The sequence below is a fragment of the Pseudomonas fragi genome (assembly GCF_900105835.1).
GTDB lineage: Bacteria > Pseudomonadota > Gammaproteobacteria > Pseudomonadales > Pseudomonadaceae > Aquipseudomonas > Aquipseudomonas fragi.
Genome location: NZ_LT629783.1, coordinates 1,711,059 through 1,728,867, shown reverse-complemented (window position 1 = coordinate 1,728,867; position 17,809 = coordinate 1,711,059). Strand labels below are relative to the sequence as shown.

Here is a 17,809-nt window from a genome sequence, read left to right as displayed (position 1 = left end):
GACAATTAACATTTTTTTCATTGAACCAGCGCAGCTTCAGCCCGGCCTGCCGGGCTGAAGCCGTCGCGCAATGTTCAGCTCTTGGCCACCCCCACCCGCCATTGCGAAGGAGGCACCAGACCGTTGACCAGGTAGTTGCCGACAATGCGCGACTTGTACACGCGCGGGTTGTGGTTGGCCAGGGTACGGGCGTTGCGCCACAGACGATCGAGTGCCTTGTTGCTGGCCGTGGCGCTGGCGCCCAGGGCATCGAACAGCGCCGTGGTCGCAGCCAGGGTGGCGTCCACCACGGGATTCACCGCCAGGCACACCTCCAGCTCGGCCAGTGCCACCTGCGGGTCTTCATGGGTCAACGGCTGCTCGCTGGCAATGGTGTATTGCGCGGTGCTTTCCAGGCGCTGCGCCGCGTACCGGGCAATGGCCTGTGCCGCGTAGGCTTGGCTGGCCACTTCGCCGATTACCTGGAGCAATTGCACGTCCTGCGCGGCGCTGTCGGCATTGCCCGTGGAAAAGGTTCGGGAGCGGCTGTGCAGTTCATCGGCGCCGCTCAAGGCGGCGCGGCGGGCGATGCCGGCCAGGGTGCTGAGGTGGTAGATCTGGAAGAACGACTGGCCATAGGCAAAACGCTGGTCGGTGGCGCGCGGCTCATCGTCCACCCGTACGTTGTCGAAGATGCAGGTACCGCTGGCCGTCAGGCGCTGACCAAAGCCGTTCCAGTCATCAATGATCTGCACGCCGGGAGCCTTGAGGTCGACCACGACGCTGTACAGCGTGCCGTCGTCGCCAGTGCCGATGGTGTTGATCAGGTCGCTGTACAGGGCGCCGGTGGTGTAGAACTTTTTGCCGCTGATGCGCAATGAGCCATCTGCTGCACGCTGGATGCGGGTTTCGAATTCACCACGGGTCTGGGTGCCCACCTCGGTACTGCCCGGTGACAGCAGTACGCCCTGGCTGAGCTTGTCCAGCCACTTTGCCTGCCAGTTGCGATCCTTGGAAACCAGCACTTCTTCGCAAAAACCAAAATGCCCACGCAAGGCCTGGGTGATATTGGAGTCGGCTGCGGATAATTCGGTTAACAGGGCGAGCAACTCAACCAGGCTGGCGTCCTGCCCGCCGTAACTGGCCGGCAGGCGCCAGCGTGGCAAGCCCAGTGCGTTCAGTTTCTGGATCACCTTGCCCAGGTGGCTGCGCGAACCGTCAGCTTCGGCGGCTTGTGCGCCGATGTGCGCAAACAGCGGGCGAAAGGGGGCGGCCAGTTGTTCGTAACGGGCGCTAGGGGCGGTGCCCCAGATATCAAGTTGTGGGTTAGGCATGCGGTCTGACCTTGCCGGGCCTGCGCTCAAAGGCGCGCTGGCGCTGTAATGAGTGAAGTAAATGCGATTAGGCCCAGTGGTCTGGTGATGCCACCCTAATACTAGATTGGTCAAATTCTTAATATCAAAAACAGCTAAGCCAATACCCGGACAGGGTTCTATGGATATGCCTTAAAAGTATTAGTTGCCTATATCGTTATTGCGCTAGCTTCTAAAAACGCCACGCTTGGCGATCCATAAAGCCTCTATTCTCAATGCCAGACTGCATGCCTACAGATGGTTGAGTTAGCTGTTAACTCTGTAGGAACCTTCAATGACAACACGTCTAAAACTGCTCTCCCTGTTGGGCCTGGCCTCTGTGCTGCTGCATGGCACTCCCGTCTACGCCGCTGCACCACAGACCCTGGTTGTGGGCGATCAGTTCTTCTCCAATCGCATCGTTCTGGAACTTTCGGGTGAGCTTAAAGACTTGCCCTATACCATCGACTTCAAGCGCTTCAATACCGGCTCGCCGGTGGCCTCGGCCGTGGCCAGCGGCGCTCTGGATATTGGCGTGGTGGGGGATACCCCGGTGATCAGCCTGGCGGCCAACGGTGCTCCGGTCAAAGTCGTGGCCAGCACCCAGACCAGCCTCAATGGCGTAGGGATCGTGGCCCGCCCGGGCATCCATTCGGTGGCTGATCTCAAGGGCAAAACCGTGGCGATCTGGAATGGCTCCTGGAGCCAGCAGATGATGTTCAAGGCCCTCGACGAAGCAGGCGTGCCGCGTGACAGCGTCAACTATAAGTTCCTGTTGCCGGCGGAGGCGAGCATGGCCCTGAGCCAGGGCGATATCGACGCTTTTGGTACCTGGGAACCCTATGTGTCCTTGCAGGAAAAAGAAGGCAGCACCCTGATCCGCAATGCCAAGGGGCTGATGAGCGCACCGACTTATGTGGTTGCCTATGAGCCGGTGCTGGCGCAAAAGGGCGAGATCATCAAGGACTTTGTCGAGCGTCTGACCCGTGCCCGGGAATGGAGCCAAAGCCATGTCGACGAATACGCCGCAGCCTGGTCCAAGGCCAACCAGTCGTCCCCGGAGATCGCCAAGGCCTGGTTCAAGCGCGACGCCATCACCGTACTGCCGATCTCGCCGACCATTGTCAGCGAAGCCCAGGCCACCTCGGATTTCCTCTACGACGCCAAGCTGCTGAAAAAGCCGTACGACGTCACTCCCATGTTTGACCGCGCACTCTGATAACCAAGGAAAACCATATGGCCAAGCAAATGGCATTGGCGGGGTTCATGCTCTCGGGCCCCGTGGTACATAGCCACGCGGTGTGGCGTCACCCGCAAACCCATAGCCACTTTCTCGACCCCGACTACTACATTGAAATCGCCAAGACCCTGGAAGACGGCTGCTTCGACCTGCTGTTTTTTGCCGATCGCCTGGCAGTCGGGGATCAGGCCGGGCAATCCCGTGCGCGTTCCTTCGAGCTGGGTGCGCAGGATGCGGCGCGGCTCGATCCGCTGCCAATCCTCAGCCTGCTGGCCGGTCACACCAGGCATATTGGCCTGGGGCTGACACGCTCCACCACCTACTACCAACCGCCCCATGTGGCGCGGGCCATCGCCTCTCTGGACCATATCTCCAAAGGGCGCAGCGCCTGGAATATCGTCACCTCGATGAACGACAGCGAAGCGCGCCTGTTTGGCCATGCGCAGCACCTGGCCCATGACCAGCGCTATGCCCGCGCCGACGAATTTGTCGAGCTGGTGCTCAAACTGTGGAACAGCTGGCAGCCGGACGCGCTGGTGCTGGACAAGGTGCGCGGCATCCTCGCCGACCCGGGCAAGATCGACGCGTTCAAGCACAGCGGTACTTATTTTGATTGCGAAGGGCCGCTTAATATCCCCCGTGTACCCCAGGGCCAGCCGGTGTTGATCCAGGCCGGAGCTTCGGGGCGCGGGCGCCAGTTTGGTTCACGCTGGGCCGAGGTGATTTTCAGCATCAACAGTCGGGTAGAGCGTATGCTCGAATTCCGCCAGGACATCCACCAGCAAATGCGTGCCATTGGCCGCAACCCTGATGACTGCAAAATCCTCACGGCGGTCATGCCCTTTATTGGCGGCACTGAAACCGAAGCGCTCAAAAAGCGCGATGAGCACAATGCCCTGGCCAACCCAGAACTGGGGGTTATCACCCTGTCGACCCAGTCCAATTTCGACTTTACCCAATTCCCGCTGGATACCCGCCTGCTCGATATCGCCAGGCACTCGGCGACCCCCGATGTGATCGCGCAAAAGCTGCGTCTGGAGCGCGATATCACCCTTGGCGAGTACGGTGCGATCATGGCCGCCAGCATCCGCGTGCCGCAATTGGCGGGCACCGCAGATAGCGTGGCGCAGCAATTGATCGACTGGCTGGAACTGGGTGCCTGCGACGGTTATGTGGTGTCGCCTGCCTACCTGCCCGGCACGTTCACCGAATTCACCGAATCGGTGGTACCGATCCTGCAACGTCGCGGCTACCTGCGCAGCGCCTACGAACACCCGACCTTGCGCGAGCACCTGGGTTTGAAAAGTTTCAATTGATCGCTACAGCGCGAGGGGTTTACCCCCTAAACCCCTCGCCAGTAACGTGCTGCTCGACAGCCCCTCAATACGGCCGCTTTTGTGGGCGGCTTCCCGACTTAGAAGCGGCGAGCGGTGGTGTAGTTTTTCTTCCAGTACGCATTGTCCAGTGAGTCGATACGGATCGTCTTGCCTGTGCGTGGTGCATGGATAAAACGGTTATCACCTATATACAGGCCGACGTGATTGCTTCGCGAGCCGCTGTTGGTGATGAAAAATACGGCGTCACCCGGTTGCAGTGCATGGCGTGCGACTTTTTTCAGATCGGCGCCGAGCATGGCGGCGGTGGTTCTTGGGATGTGGATATTGGCTTCGTGCTTGAACAGATACACCAGCATGCCGCTGCAATCGAAGCCCTTTTCCAGTGACATGCCGCCCCACAGGTAGGGGATGCCCAACAAGGTGTGGGCGCGCTTGATGACCCGCTTGACATGCAAGGGCGAAGAATCATGTTTGACCGATTGAATGGCCCAGTTGTAAGGCTTGCGAAGGTCGGTTGCGGACGCAAAGTTGGCGCCGGTGAGCGTAAGCAACATTGCCAGAGAGATGACTTTAGACACAGGTAACCTTCCGTTTTATCGGGGTACTCGCAGTCTAAAAGTGAGGTCCTGCTGGGTATGTGGGGCGTTTCCTACATGAATTACGGTATTAATCTGAACCCGACGAACAGCAGTAGCCATCCTGAAAAGTGCATCTCACATGCAGGATTAATTGCGCATCCTCTCCCGCAGGAGAGGGGCGCGCGAGAGTCTTAGAAGTAATAACCAATATTGACGTTGGTGCGGTAGTACCACTGATTACTGCCGATCGAGCTGGTGTTGGTAAAGCCGCTGCCGTTTTCGGCACCGCCATACGGGTTGGCGTTTTTCGCCCAGGTCAGGTCAATCCAGGCCATCACGGGCAGGGCAAAAAACTGCGCGCCCACGGTGTACATCTGCGAGTCATCCCAGCCGCTTTTGTCTTTCATCAGGCGACTGTAGTCGTTGTACAGCTTGACCTTTTTCAGCGGGCCAAACGTGGGAGTGAGGATGTCGTAGCTGACGTTCAGCGCTGCCAGGCTGGCTTTGGAAGCGATCAGGTAGGCCGGCGTCAGGCCGTTACCGCCCATCAGCACCGAGTCCTTGCTGACGCCGTCCGGGTTCTTGGGGTCGAATGCATAGCGGATGCCTTGACCGGTTACTGTCCATTGCCCTGCATTGATGATCGCGTGTACCCCGCCGGCCCAGTAGTCGCCGTCGTTGCGGGTGGTGGCGTTGTACAGGTGTGCGGTGGCCACCGATGCGCCGACCTCGGCTTTCCAGCCATCGTGGACAAAGGTGCGCGCCAGCCGGGCGTTAACCTGATTGCGTTTCTCGTTGTTCTGACGCGACTGGATAGCCGCGATGGCATTGTCCTTGAGGTCGGCATAGCGGCCAACCTCGGGAGCAAAGCGGATATCGCTCGGCAGCATGCGCGGGAAAAAAGCCAGTTGCACATCCCAGTCCTGGTCCTTATAGCTGTATTTCAAGCCTGACGCCGTACTGGAGCCGTAGCCCATGAAGAACGGCAGGTGATAGCTCCAGCCAAACTGCGGATAGGGCTCCAGGCCAAACGGTTTGAACGGTGCGCCCAATTGCAGGCTGGATTTCTCGTTCAGGCGATAGCCCACGTAGCCACGATCCACGGCGCGTTTGCCGTCATCCTGAAACCAGTAGCCGGCATCGCTGAAAAGGTTTTTGTAGGTCGCCTGCACATCGAGACGGAAGGTGTCGAACAGAAAACGGTTGTTGTTTTCGCTGGTATCCCAGTGTTCGTCGCGAAAATTGGTGCGCAATGCGCCGCCTATATCCAGGCTGCTCTGGCCGTCATCACTGCGCCAGGCAATATGTGGGAACGGCTTTTTGACCACGGCTGCCGCCAGTACGGGTTCGGCGGCAAAACTGAGGCAACTGCTTAACATCAGGCCCAGGCTTATAACGGACTTATTCATGTTTGACTCCCCCTGCGAAGTGGTACTTTGAAAAGTGTCAGGCAACACTTTCCCGTTTGCCTTGAGTCGGGCAATTGGCGAAATGGCGTTGTGGGTGCGTGTATTGTTTTATCGGTGGTACGGCGTCTTCTCTATAAACGTGACAGGGCTGGAGCAGGAACTGTGCCAAGTGATCCGAAGATGCTTCGGTGTGATAAGTATATAAAAAACAATGATTTATATATAAGACAAGCTTTCTTGTATTGCTGATGAAACAGTCATATCAGGGAGTAACCAAAGTGCACGTTGTTTGTGCTTATATATGTCACCTGCACAAAAAAGCCGACGTTGGAGTCGGCTTTTTAATTACGGTGTCAGCACTATAAGTCGAGCACCAGGCGCTGGCTCTTGCAGCCCGAAACACAGACCATCATTGAGTTGTTCGCTGCCCGTTCGGCCTTGGTCAGCACGCCGTCCCTGTGGTCGATGTCACCTTCTACCACCCGCGTCTCACACGACCCGCACACGCCTTCGCGACAGCTGTGTTCAATATCGCAACCGGCTTCGAGCAACACATCCAGCAAGCTCAACCCCGCTTCAACCGACAATGTTTTGCCGGATTTTTTCAGCTCCACGCTGTAGCGGCTTTGCGCATCGGCAGACGGCGGCAATTGGGCCGCCGCGAAGCGTTCGATATGGGCGTGCGGGTACCCCAGGCTTTCGCAGGTGCGTTCAAATGCATCGAGCATCGGTGTCGGGCCACAGCAATAAAAATGTGTATCGGCGGGCTGGTCGGCGAGGTACGCCGCCAGATCCGGCGGTACGCCTTTTTCATCGTTGAAGTGGTAAACCACCCTGGCCCCCAGCCCGCTGAGTTCTTCCACCAACGCGGCCTCCTGACGCGAACGGGCGCAGTAGATCAGCTCGGCGGATTTGCCCAGTGCCAGCAGTTGGCGAAACATGCAGTAGATCGGCGTGATGCCGATACCGCCCGCCACCAGCACACTGTGGCGGGCGCTCACGTCGAGGGCGAAGTTATTACGCGGCCTGGATATGCCCAGTTGCATGCCGACCCGCAATTGACCGTGCACATACTCCGAACCACCACGGCTGTTGCGATCGCGCAGAATACCGATCACATAACGACCCTGGTCGCTCGGCGAGTTGAGCAACGAGTAGCTGCGTACCAGACCATTGGGCAGATGCAGGTCAATATGCGCACCGGCGTCAAAGGGCGCGAATACGGTGTCGCCGTAAGGGCGCAGTTCGACACTGATAATGCCTTCAGCCTCAAAGCGCAGGGTATGCACGCGTGCGGTAATGGCGGCGTTCATGGCAATTGCTTCGCGTCGATCAGCTCCAGTTGAGCCTTGGCCGCGTTTTTCAGGTAGCGGCGCAGGCGCACCACACCCAGGTCGTGTTGGTAGAGGTTCTCGCGCTGGTTGGCGTCCGGCTCCATGAATTCGAGTAGCACCCGGTCCTGTTCCAGTACGGCCCAGTGGCGTGCTTCCAGACGGTTTTTGTAGAGGAAGCGCCAGGTATCACGCTGCCAGCCGGTCAACGGTCGGCAGCGCCAGTGGAACACGGCCGACAGCGAGCGGCTGCTCGGTGTGTAACTGCCGATAATGGTGAAGTTGCCGCCCGGGCCACCGGTTTTCGGATACGGTATTTCCAGGCGCAACCAGTGGCAACTGTCGTCCATAAATTCAGTCCAGTCGAAATTCACTCCGCGCTGGCCTTCTTTCTCGAAGAAGAAGCCCTTGTCGGTGTCGCGGGTGACGAACCTGGCAGTGGCTTCACCTTCGCTCATGGAGTGCGACATCTTGTGCAGGTAGGTGCCGTGCATCGGGTCCATGACGTTATCGATCACATAGCGGTAATCGCCTTGCCACTCGGCATAGCATAAAAAGCTGCTCCACCCGGGCGAAGTCAATTGCTCCGGCAGCACCAGTTGCGGCGGGTGTTCTTCATGGGCCTCGACAGCGTTGTAAAGAAAGATTGCGCCAGCGGCTTCACGCGCATGAAACATGCGCGTCGGGCGGCTGCCTTCGAGTTTGCAGCCCGGGCTGCCCGGAACTTTGGTCACGGTACCGTCACAGCGCACTTCAACGCCGTGGTACGGGCACTGCAGGCGGTCCCCGAGCACCGGTCCCTGGGACAGCGGCGCGCCGCGATGCGGGCAGTGGTCTTCGAGGGCGTGGACGCTGCCATCGTTATCGCGCCACAAGGCGATCTTGTAGCCCAGGCGGCGGATCGATACAGGTTTTTCGCCCAGATGGTCGCTGGGCAACACGGGGAACCAGAGGTTTTTCAAACCATTGGCAAGGAGGTTTTCTACAGGGTCGACGGTTATGTGCATGTTCATTGTTCTTATACCTTCAGCGACTTATTCGCCCAGCCGGGCCATCAGGTTTTTATATGCTTCAGGCGTCCACTCGCCGCTGCTCAGGGGGCAGGGTGGCCCGGCGCGGTTGAGGTGGGCGAGCAGGTCGGGCAGTTCGTTCACGCCATTGCCGAAGGCGCGCTCGATGGAGTCGCCCAGCAGCTCCTCAAACTGGGTATTGGGACGTTTGCGGGCCTGATGCGGCTCGACATAGGGTTGGCTGGTGCTCATGTCATTGACCTCTGTTGGGTGCCCGTGGGGGGATTCAAGCAGCGCTCGGCGTGGGTACGGTCCAGGCGTCATAGCCGTAGACCCAGTCGGCATTGCCACCGTCCTTGAGCCATTGATTGCCCCGCGAGCCAATCTGGATCTGGCTGGTGCGTTGCAGGCGGGCGTGCTGATAGGCGAGCAGGGCGCCGGCAATTTGCGTGGTGTCGCTCAGGTCTTGCAGATGACGGGCCAGTACCACCGCATCCTCGATGGCCTGACCGGCTCCCTGGGCCATGAACGGCATCATCGGATGGCAGGCATCGCCCAGCAGGGTCATGCCGCCCCGGGACCAGAACGGCAGCGGGTCGCGCTCGTACAGGGCGGTCTTGAGCACATCGCTGCAGGCATCGAGCAGGGCGCGGGCATCCGGGTGGAAGTCTTGATAGTGGCTGCGCAACTCGTCGGCATCACCGGCACTGGTCCAGGACTCTTCATGCCAGCTGTCTTGTGCGGTGGTGGCGAAGATGAAAATGTCGCGCCCCTGGTTCAGCGGGAAGGTCACGATCTGGCTTTGTGGGTTTGGTCCCCACCACTTGGTGAACGCCTGAATGTTCGGCACATGGGCCACGCTCTCTGCGGGCACCACGGCGCGATAAGCGACCACACCGGTAAAGCGCGGTTGCTCGTCACCGAACAGCGCATTGCGCACCACCGAGTGAATGCCGTCGGCGCCGATCAGCAGGTCGGTAACGTGGCGGCTGCCATCCTTGAAATGCAGCTCGATGCCTTGTTCGGTCTGTTCTACCCGCTCGGCGCGTTTGCCAAACTGTACGTTTTCAGTGGGAAACACATCGGCCAGTGCGGCCAGCAAATCGGCGCGGTGGATGGTCAGTTGCGGTGCGCCGTATTTTTTTTCGGCGGCATCGGACATTTCCAGGCGCGAGGTTTCTTCGCCGCTGTCCCACAGGCGACTGATGCGGTGGGTCGGGCGGGCTGCTGGAATCCGCACCGCCGCGCCGACCCCCAGGCCGTCAAGGGCGCGCACGGCGTTGGGCGTCAGGTTGATGTCGGCCCCCACGCGCAAAAAGGCCCTGGACTGCTCGAATACGGTGACGTTGTGGCCTGCACGCTGCAGGGCAATAGCGGCGGTGAGGCCGCCTATCCCGGCACCGGCAATGGCGATATTCAGTGAAGACATGGGCGACTCCTGCTCAGGGTTTCGGTTTGTCGGTAAGGAACTTGCCTTGCGGTGCTTCAACATGTTGCTGGCGGCGGGTATTGCCATCGATGCCGCCTGCGATCGCCCATTCGGCAAAGACCGTCGGGCCGGGTTCGAAGGTGCGTGGTTGCCATTCGCCGGTCAGTTGGTCTTCGTCTGCGTAGTACTCCACCAGCGCCCCGGCCGGATTTTTGAAGTACCAGAAAAACGCTGAAGACACCGGGTGGCGACCCGGACCAATTTCGGTGGGCCAGCCGCTGCGCGAGACATGCATGCCGCCGCCGAACACTTCGTGGACATCGCGTACGGTGAACGCGACATGGTTCAAACCGGCTCGCGGTGCGGGCAGTTGCAGCATGAACAGGTCATGGTGGCCGCCTTCTTCGGCGGTGCGCAAAAATGCACCGCGATCCGGGTAACGGTCCGAGGCCTGGAAGCCAAAACGCTGGTGATAGAACGCTTCGCAGGCATTTACATCCTTGACGAAAAACACCACATGGCCGACTTCAACGGGCGTGGCGCGCTCGTAGATCGGCGCCGCCTTGTTGATCCGCCCCTTGGTCTGCCAGGTGTTGTGGCCGCTGCATTCAAGGTGCAGTTCGCGCTTGCGGGTAACCTGCAAGCGGATGGCCAGGCCATTGGGGTCGGTGCAGCCGATGCGGCCATTGCCTTCGACAAAGCCCGGGTCGTTGCTGATGCGCTGGCTGTACAGCGCCAGATCTGCCGCATCGGCCACACCCCAGACCACTTCGCGCACGGTCGACCCAGCTTCGATGGCGGGCGGCAAGCCAGCCTTGTGGATATCAGCCAGGACCACGCGACAGCCGTTGAGGGTTTCAAAAATCACCTCATCGGCTTGCTCGCTGACCTTGCTCAGGCCCCAGTCGCTGAAAAAACGTGCGCAGGTGTCCAGATCCTCGACACCGTAGGTGACTTCATCAATGCCTAAAACGCTCATAACCCACCTTCATGTGTGACACCGGCCCAGGCCAGTGGCTGTTCATTCATGCCCCAGTAAAGGCTTTTCTGTTCCATGTACTGCAGGATGCCGAGGCGGCCTTTTTCACGGCCCAGACCACTGTCGCGCCAGCCGCCGAACGGGGTGGAAATCGAGAACTGCTTGTAGGTGTTGATCCACACCGTACCGGCCTGGATTTGCCGCCCCAGGGCCCAGGCGCGTTTGTAGTCGCGGCTCCAGATACCGGCAGCGAGGGCATACAGGCTGTCGTTGGCCTGCTCGAGCAATTGCGCTTCGTCATCGAACGGCATGGCTACCAGCACCGGGCCGAAGATTTCTTCCTGGCACACTTGCTGGTGGTTGCCCAGGCCTTCGAGGATGGTCGGCGGGTAGAAGTAACCCTGGTCATACGCGCCTCCGTGCAAGCGTTGGCCGCCCAGCAGCAGACGCCCGCCCTCGGCCAGCCCCAGGGCCACGTAACGCTCCACTGATTCGCGGTGCGCGGCGCTGATCAGCGGACCCATTTGTGTGCGCTCATCGGCCGGGTCACCGATCCGCAATCCGGCAGCTGCCGCCACCAGTCGCGCCATAAACGGCTGGTACAGGGAGCGCGCAACGAACAGGCGCGAGCCTGCGATACAGGCTTCGCCCGAGGAACTGAAAATGCCATACAACACTCCGGCCACGGCGTGATCGAGGTCGGCATCATCGAGCACGATGGTCGGCGACTTGCCGCCCAGCTCCAGTGACACCGGCATCATCTTGTCGGCGGCGATATGGGCAATATGCTTACCGGTCTTGGTCCCGCCGGTGAACGACACACGCTTGACCAGGGGGTGGCGGGTCAGGGCATCTCCGAGCAGCGAGCCTTTGCCCGGCAATACGCTGAGCAGGCCTTTGGGCAGGCCCGCCTCTTCGCCGATACGGGCCAGTTGCAGGGCCAGCAGCGGGCTGATTTCAGCCGGTTTGATCACCACCGCATTACCGGCGGCCAGTGCTGGCGCGACTTTTTGCGCTTCGCTGGCGATCGGCGAATTCCAAGGTGTAATGGCGGCAATCACCCCCATCGGCTCGTAAACACTCAAGGTCACGTAATCCCCACGGGAGGGCGTGATGGTCTCTTCGAGGGTTTCGCAGGCCGCGGCGAAAAACTGGAATGTACCTGCGGCGCTGGCCACCAGTGCCCGGGTTTCACTGATCGGTTTGCCGTTGTCCTGGCGCTGCAGCTGCGCCAGTTCTTCGCTGCGCTCGCGGATCAGATGGGCCATGCGATACAGCACAGCGGCCCGCTCGTGGGGTTTGCGCTGCGCCCAGCCGCTGTGCAAAAAAGCCTGGTGGGCGCCCTGTACGGCGTCTTCCACGTCTTCGAGACTGGCCGCGTTGAGCCAGGCAACCACTTCGCCAGTGGCGGGGTAGCGGGTGGCGTAGCGCTCACCGCGACCTTGGCGCCACTGGCCGGCAATGCAGATGGGTAGAGTTTGTTCGAGAGTCATAAGGGGTCCTTAGCTGCAGGCTGCAGGCTTCAAGCTTTAAGCAGCAAGAGAAAGCAAGGCGATACGCAACGACCTTGCTTGCCGCTTGAAGCTTGCAACTTGGCGCTGCTACTCATATCGAAATCACATGCGCGTGGTTGCCCAAGGCGCGCACAACGCTGTAAACGGTCAGCGCCGAGGTTTTCGGGTTGGCCAGCAACGGCTTGCCGCGCAAGCTCATTTCAAAACCGCCAAAGGCTCCGCGGGCTTCGAAGTGATGCACGTTCTCGTCGCTGGCCGGGTCGGCAATCAGGGTCACCTGGGTGCGGTCCAGCCCGATCCCTGCCAGGGACAAGGTGGCAGCGACGTTGGCGTTCTTCGGGTAAAGCCGCGCAGCCTCGCGGGCGCTGCCGTGAAAAATCACCGTCGCTTCGTTGATATTTGCCAGGTCGCAAACCTGCTCTGCAGGGGTGTTCTGCCAGGCCTTGGCCGGTTTGCGCCCGGTATAGTTGACGGCGTCCAGCCCGCCCACCTTGGCTGCCGACAGGGCGTCAATGCCGCCGATGGCGCCGGGCAGCAACTGGATATAGGTTTGGCCGCGAGCGGCGGCCGCCTCCAGGCGTTCCACCAGACCGACTTCGGACAACGCGCCCACCGAGACAATCAGGCACGGGATGCCACGCTCCAGCGCTGGCAGCACATGTTCTTCGATGGCGCGGTGGCCGGCGCACTCGACCAGCAGGTCGGGGCGGGCATCGACAGGCACTGCGTTCAGCACCTGCGGCGGCTGTCTGAAACCCGCCAGACGCTGGCGCACCAGATACTCTGAGCCGCTTGAAGCGATAACGTAATCGACACACATCTGCGCATCGCTCTCCAGCAACTGAAGTACACCGACGCCAATCGCGCCGCAGCCGACCATGGTGATATGCAACATGACGAAGTCCTCAGGCCGTGGCTTTTTGCGCTTTGGTTTCGCTGTTCGGCGGACCGGCGAACTGGGTGGCAAAACTGCCGACGCTGAGCATGTCGACTTCCAGCAGGAAGGGGCCGGGTTGCCCCAGTGCCACGTCGACTACGCTGGCGAAATCCTTCAGGTCAGTGACCCGTGCATGGCGCAGGTTCAGCGATTGGGCCAGCATGGCGTAGTCCGGGGTGTGCAGGTCGACATAGCAGTGGCGGCTGCCATACACCGCGTCCTGAATATTGCGGATCACCCCGTAGCGCTGGTCGTTCATCAGCAGCATCACCACATTGGCGTTCTCCTGCACCAGGGTCGCCAGCTCGCCGAGGTTGAGAATGAAACCGCCGTCACCGGCCAGGGCGAACACCTTGCGGGAAGGATCGTTCTCGGCCGCTGCGACTGCAGCACCGATGGCCATCGGCATGCCCTGGCCAATACCGCCGCCCAGGGCGTGAACCCCGGCGCGTGGGTGGTACAGGGTCAGCAGGCGATTGCCCCAGATGCTGTTGGACAGGGTCACGTCGCGCACCCAGGAAAAATTGCGCCCGGTCATTCCTTGCAACTGCTCGACCATCGCCGAGTAAGGGCCCAGGTCGGCGAGCAGCTGGGTGCGGGACTGTTCGCGCACGGCCTTGAGGTCGGCGAGGAAGGTCGGGTCGATGTGCAGGCGGCCTTGCAGGCGGTCTGCCAGGCCATCAAGGGCCAGTGCTGCATCCCCGCAAATAAACAGTTCGCTGTTGTAACTGCGCCCTTCGATGGCCGGGTTGGCGTCGATGCGCAGGGTGTTGCGCGGCAATTTCAGCGCGTACTTGAACGTCTCGTTGCTGCGCAGGCGCGACCCGGCGATCAGCAGGGCATCACAGCTTTGCAGAAACTGTTCGACGCGCTTGTTCTGTGAAAAGGCCCCCAGGCAACGCTCGTCGTCTTCGTTGACCACGCCCCGACCCTGGGTCGAGGTGATCACCCCCACGCCCATATCCAGCAGGCGTTTGACTTGTGCCCCGGCGTGTCGCGCGCCACCCCCCAGCCACAGCAGCGGGCGGCTTGCACTGGCCAGCCGTTCGGCCACCAGATCCAGGGCTTCGGGCGCGGGTACGGCAACCGGCACCGGCAAGGGTGAGAGATCGCTGGGCATGGCGATAAAGGTCGACTGGATATCGATCGGGATCTCGACGCTGACTGGCCCGGTAGGCGCGGTAAGGGCCGTTTGCACGGCCAGTTTCAGGGTGCTGATTGCCGTGTCGACGCTGCGCACGCGAAATGCCGCCTTGGACACGGCCTTGAGCATGGTCAGCTGGTCGCGGGCTTCGTGAATGTAGGCGAAGTCCTGATCCAGGTACGGCGTTTCGATCTGCCCGGTGATATGCAGCAGCGGCGTGCCTGCGGTCAGTGCTTCAACCAGGGCACCGGCGGCATTGCCTGCCGCGGTGCCAGTGGACGTCAGGCACACACCCAGGCCGCCGGTGGTGCGGGCGTAGGCATCGGCCATGTTGGTGGCGCCGGCTTCACCCCGGGCCATGACAAAGCGGATATTGCCCCGCGCAGCGAAGGCGTCGAGGATCGGCATGTTGTGGATGGAGATCACGCCGAACGCGGCCTTGACCTCGCACTGCTCCAGGAACGCGGTGATGGCGGCGCCAACGGTGACAGTATGTTCATTACGCATGGCGGGACAGACCTCCAGAAACATCGATATGGCTGCCTGTGGTGTACGAGGACAGAGGCGAGGCCAAAAAAAGGATCGCGCGGGCTGCTTCAATCGGCAGGCCCAGGCGCCCCAAGGGAATGTGTTTGTGTTGTGCCAGCCGGGCGGTCCATTGGCTCCAGTCCAGTGCCCGTTCTTCGCGGGCCTCGAAGCGCCGGCGCCATTGACCGGACTCGACCAGGCCAATCAGGATGCCGTTGACCCGAATGCCCTGCGGGGCAAATTCGCTGGCCATCGATCGCACCAGGTTCATGACCCCGGCGCGGGCCGCCGAGGTGGCGACCATGTGCGGTTCCGGCTGCCTGGCCAGCAACGAGTTGACGCAGACGATGGCGGCCCCGGGCTGGCTTTGCAGCTGGGGCATAAAGGCGTGGACCGGGTTGATCACCGAAAAAAACTTCAGGTTCAGCTCGTCGGTCCAGGCGCTGGGCGTGGTGTTGGCAAAGGTCGAAACCCGGCCCTGGCCGGCGTTGTTGATCAGGATGCTGGCCGGGCCCAATGCCGCGAGGCTGGCGGCGGCAAAGGCCTTTACCGATCCTTCATCCAGCACATCGCACACCCGGGCCAGCAGGCGTGCTGCGGGGAAGCGCTGGCGCAAGGCAGCTTCGGCGCAGCGCAGGCGCTCTTCGTTGCGTCCACACAAGGCTACGGCGGCCCCGGCTTCCAGCAGCAACTCGACACTGGCCAGGCCAATGCCTGAAGAACCGCCCGTGACAATCGCGGTGCTGGATTGCAGTTGATAAAGGCTCATCTCAATCCCTCATCAAGGCAGTGACGCGGTTGTGACCATCGTTGGCCGCGCCGCTGTTGTAGTTGAGCAGCCGTGAAAGCTCGTCGGCGCTGCGGCGTACTTGCAGCAGCAACTCGTTGAAGTTGACGTGGGCAATCTGTGCGGTGGGCACGGTCACCCCCAGCGCCGCAACGATCCTGCTGGACTCGTCGCGCACCGGCGCGGCCACGGTCGAGATCGACGATTCGAAAAAACCTTCGCCGCTGACGAAACCGCGCTGGCGGTCGGCCTGCACCATGTCGAACAGCTCCAGTGCGGTTTTCGGTGTGCAGGGTGAGTGCTGTTCCAGATGCTCTTCGGGATACAGCTCGCGCAATTCGCTCAGCGACAGGTCTTCGAGCAGGATTCGTCCCAGCACGGTGGCGTGGGCGGGCAGGCGGGTGCCGACGTTGACGGCACTGGAAAACACCGAAGGCGGCGAGACCTTGGCCACATAAACAATCGAGCGGCCATCGCGCACCACCAGATTGCTCGGGTAGTTGACCCGGTCACACAAACGGGCCAGCAGCGGTTGCCCCAGCTCGGTCAGCTCCAGTGACGCCAGGTACTCAAAGCCCAGGCGCAGCACCGACATGCCGAGGCGGTACTCATTGCCGCTGCGGGTCACGAAACCCATGGTTTCGAGGGTGGTCAGCAGGCGGAAAATCGTCGAGCGCGGCAGGGCCAGGCGGCGGGCCAGTTCCGGCGCGGTGAGGGTGCGGTTGCTGCGCGTGAACTCGCACAACAGCAGCAGGCCACGCTCCAGGCCCGGCACGATGTATTTGTCCTGAGCGTCCTTGGGCAGTTCTGAATCTGTCATAGCGATGCACCTGTCAGGGAGTGTTCGATGGCAAGGGCCAGCCGGCCCGCCACCGCGTAAGGTTGTTCGATGGGGCTGGCATGGCCGGCGCCGGTCATCAGGCTGAAGCTGGCGCCCAATGCCCGGGCCAGCAGTTGGCAGCTGTCGGGCGTGGTGATGCCGTCGGCGGCGCCGCAATGCACGTCACACGGCATCGACAGTGGCGGCTGGCGCAACAGATCCTCGCCGCACAGCAACTCGATGGCCTGGCGATAACCCTCGGGGTTGAGCTGCGCCATGTTCCAGCGCACCCAGGCGTGATCTCCGGGGCTGGCGCCAGGTGACAACATGCAGGCGCTGCGTTGCCTGGCCATGGCCTGGATGCCGGGATGTTCAAGATCGGCCAGGCGCTTTTTGCGCACCGCCCGGCCCTGGGCCTGGCGTGACGGATGGCCATAGCCCTGCGCCGGGCTGATCAGCACCAGCCGGCTGACCCGCTGTTGCTGTGCGCCGCTGGCGAACGCGGTGGCGGTGATTGCGCCAAGGGAATGACCCACCAGCACACAACGCTCGACACCCAGTGCGTCGAGCATTTGCCCCAGGCGCCCGGCATAATCCGAGGCGTCGGGGGCTAGCGAACGCAGTGGCGAAGATTGGCCGTAGCCGGGTGCATCCCAGGCGATGACGCGGGCCCGTTGCCCCAGCAGTTGCGCCACCGCCAGCCAGGACGCCGCGCCCGAGCCGATCCCGTGCAACAGCACGATGGCCGGCCCACGCCCGCATTCACGCAGGGCCTGCTGCCCGCCCGCGAGGTCCAGCCTGCGCAGGGGAAAATTCAGGCCCAGCTGCGCCTCAAGGTCCGCCGTAAGGCTCGGGTCGAGGTGGTCAGTGGTCTGCAGCATGGGCTTATCCGCGCTTGATCGAGGCCAGAGGGTGCTCTGGCGGGTAAGTCGGGGTCAGCGGTTTTTTCGCACCGAGCATCACGCACATCAGTGCATCTTCATCGCCGATGTTGATCTCTTCGCGGTACACCCCCGGCGGCACGGAAATCACGTCGCGGTCGGTGAGGATGGTTTCGAAGCGTTCGCCGTCTTTTTCGATCACCACCTTGAGCGTGCCGCGCAGCACGAAGAACACTTCTTCAACGTCGGTGTGCAGGTGTGGCGGGCCTTCATGACCGGCCGGAATCACCATGGTCGAAAAGGTGAAGTGCTCGGACGGGATGGTGTTCATGTCGGTGCTTACGCCGGTGCCGCCAGTGCCGATGTAGCGCATTTGCGCACGCCGGAATTTTGGGTCGTAGTCGGCCTGGAACTTCAGCGCGTTCCAGTCGTACTGGCGTGTTTCGTAGCGGGCGATACGGGTTTTCATCCAGCTGGCGAGGTCGCTGCCGGCGGGTTGTTCCCAGCTCTTGGCGGTGGTTTGTACGGCTGCAGATAGATCGGTCATGGCTGTC

At 61.3% G+C, this 17,809-nt stretch carries 17 protein-coding genes; 2 read left to right on the top strand and 15 right to left on the bottom strand.

Translation table 11 applies throughout. From position 1 onward, the window contains the following. Nucleotides 1–74 precede the first annotated feature (74 nt). Nucleotides 75–1,313 carry an acyl-CoA dehydrogenase family protein gene (locus BLU25_RS07870; RefSeq protein ID WP_083369586.1) on the bottom strand — a complete coding sequence of 413 codons (1,239 nt, stop codon included), beginning with the start codon at nucleotides 1,311–1,313 and terminating at the stop codon, nucleotides 75–77. A 313-nt stretch (nucleotides 1,314–1,626) separates the two neighbouring features. On the opposite strand from BLU25_RS07870, the gene BLU25_RS07865 reads away from it, so the two are divergent. Both BLU25_RS07865 and BLU25_RS07860 read left to right on the top strand, forming a co-directional pair. Then, nucleotides 1,627–2,550: an ABC transporter substrate-binding protein gene (locus BLU25_RS07865; RefSeq protein ID WP_016782246.1), complete on the top strand. Its 924-nt coding sequence runs from the start codon at nucleotides 1,627–1,629 to the stop codon at nucleotides 2,548–2,550. Nucleotides 2,551–2,567: 17 nt separating this feature from the next. Then, entirely contained in the window at nucleotides 2,568–3,887 is a 1,320-nt protein-coding gene (locus BLU25_RS07860; protein WP_016782247.1) for an LLM class flavin-dependent oxidoreductase, read from the top strand. A 98-nt stretch (nucleotides 3,888–3,985) separates the two neighbouring features. Here BLU25_RS07860 and BLU25_RS07855 read toward each other — a convergent pair whose 3' ends face one another. The 14 genes from BLU25_RS07855 to BLU25_RS07790 all read right to left on the bottom strand — a co-directional run bounded on the left by BLU25_RS07855 (nucleotide 3,986) and on the right by BLU25_RS07790 (nucleotide 17,802). Continuing rightward, nucleotides 3,986–4,462, bottom strand: a complete 477-nt coding sequence (locus BLU25_RS07855) for a C40 family peptidase (protein ID WP_016782248.1) — start codon at nucleotides 4,460–4,462, stop codon at nucleotides 3,986–3,988. A 215-nt stretch (nucleotides 4,463–4,677) separates the two neighbouring features. Beyond that, nucleotides 4,678–5,895, bottom strand: coding sequence for a hypothetical protein (locus BLU25_RS07850; RefSeq protein WP_016782249.1), 1,218 nt, complete (start codon nucleotides 5,893–5,895; stop codon nucleotides 4,678–4,680). 359 nt (nucleotides 5,896–6,254) lie between these two features. Beyond that, nucleotides 6,255–7,208, bottom strand: coding sequence for a PDR/VanB family oxidoreductase (locus tag BLU25_RS07845; protein WP_083369585.1), 954 nt, complete (start codon nucleotides 7,206–7,208; stop codon nucleotides 6,255–6,257). Next, nucleotides 7,205–8,239: an aromatic ring-hydroxylating oxygenase subunit alpha gene (locus BLU25_RS07840; RefSeq protein ID WP_016782251.1), complete on the bottom strand. Its 1,035-nt coding sequence runs from the start codon at nucleotides 8,237–8,239 to the stop codon at nucleotides 7,205–7,207. Before BLU25_RS07840 ends, BLU25_RS07845 begins: the two co-directional genes overlap by 4 nt. A 21-nt stretch (nucleotides 8,240–8,260) precedes the next feature. Continuing rightward, nucleotides 8,261–8,488, bottom strand: a complete 228-nt coding sequence (locus tag BLU25_RS07835; protein ID WP_016782252.1) for a recombinase-like helix-turn-helix domain-containing protein — start codon at nucleotides 8,486–8,488, stop codon at nucleotides 8,261–8,263. Between the two features lie 34 nt (nucleotides 8,489–8,522). Further along, on the bottom strand, nucleotides 8,523–9,665 hold the full coding sequence (locus BLU25_RS07830; protein WP_016782253.1) for an FAD-dependent monooxygenase: 1,143 nt from the start codon (nucleotides 9,663–9,665) through the stop codon (nucleotides 8,523–8,525). Between the two features lie 13 nt (nucleotides 9,666–9,678). After that, a complete protein-coding gene (locus BLU25_RS07825) occupies nucleotides 9,679–10,644 on the bottom strand; it encodes a VOC family protein (RefSeq protein WP_016782254.1) in 966 nt (321 codons plus the stop codon). Next, nucleotides 10,641–12,137, bottom strand: coding sequence for an aldehyde dehydrogenase (locus BLU25_RS07820; protein ID WP_016782255.1), 1,497 nt, complete (start codon nucleotides 12,135–12,137; stop codon nucleotides 10,641–10,643). The genes BLU25_RS07825 and BLU25_RS07820 overlap by 4 nt, the downstream gene beginning before the upstream one ends. 112 nt (nucleotides 12,138–12,249) lie before the next feature. Further along, complete coding sequence (locus BLU25_RS07815) at nucleotides 12,250–13,053, bottom strand: aspartate dehydrogenase (protein ID WP_016782256.1); 804 nt, start codon at nucleotides 13,051–13,053, stop codon at nucleotides 12,250–12,252. Nucleotides 13,054–13,063: 10 nt separating this feature from the next. After that, nucleotides 13,064–14,746: a thiamine pyrophosphate-binding protein gene (locus BLU25_RS07810; RefSeq protein ID WP_016782257.1), complete on the bottom strand. Its 1,683-nt coding sequence runs from the start codon at nucleotides 14,744–14,746 to the stop codon at nucleotides 13,064–13,066. Next, nucleotides 14,739–15,536: an SDR family oxidoreductase gene (locus BLU25_RS07805; RefSeq protein WP_016782258.1), complete on the bottom strand. Its 798-nt coding sequence runs from the start codon at nucleotides 15,534–15,536 to the stop codon at nucleotides 14,739–14,741. Before BLU25_RS07805 ends, BLU25_RS07810 begins: the two co-directional genes overlap by 8 nt. Nucleotide 15,537: 1 nt before the next feature. Further along, nucleotides 15,538–16,374 carry an IclR family transcriptional regulator gene (locus BLU25_RS07800; RefSeq protein ID WP_016782259.1) on the bottom strand — a complete coding sequence of 279 codons (837 nt, stop codon included), beginning with the start codon at nucleotides 16,372–16,374 and terminating at the stop codon, nucleotides 15,538–15,540. Then, nucleotides 16,371–17,255 (bottom strand): alpha/beta fold hydrolase, encoded by an 885-nt coding sequence (locus BLU25_RS07795; protein WP_016782260.1) that lies wholly within the window; start codon nucleotides 17,253–17,255, stop codon nucleotides 16,371–16,373. Before BLU25_RS07795 ends, BLU25_RS07800 begins: the two co-directional genes overlap by 4 nt. Nucleotides 17,256–17,259: 4 nt before the next feature. Next, nucleotides 17,260–17,802 carry a cupin domain-containing protein gene (locus tag BLU25_RS07790; protein WP_016782261.1) on the bottom strand — a complete coding sequence of 181 codons (543 nt, stop codon included), beginning with the start codon at nucleotides 17,800–17,802 and terminating at the stop codon, nucleotides 17,260–17,262. Nucleotides 17,803–17,809: the final 7 nt, after the last annotated feature.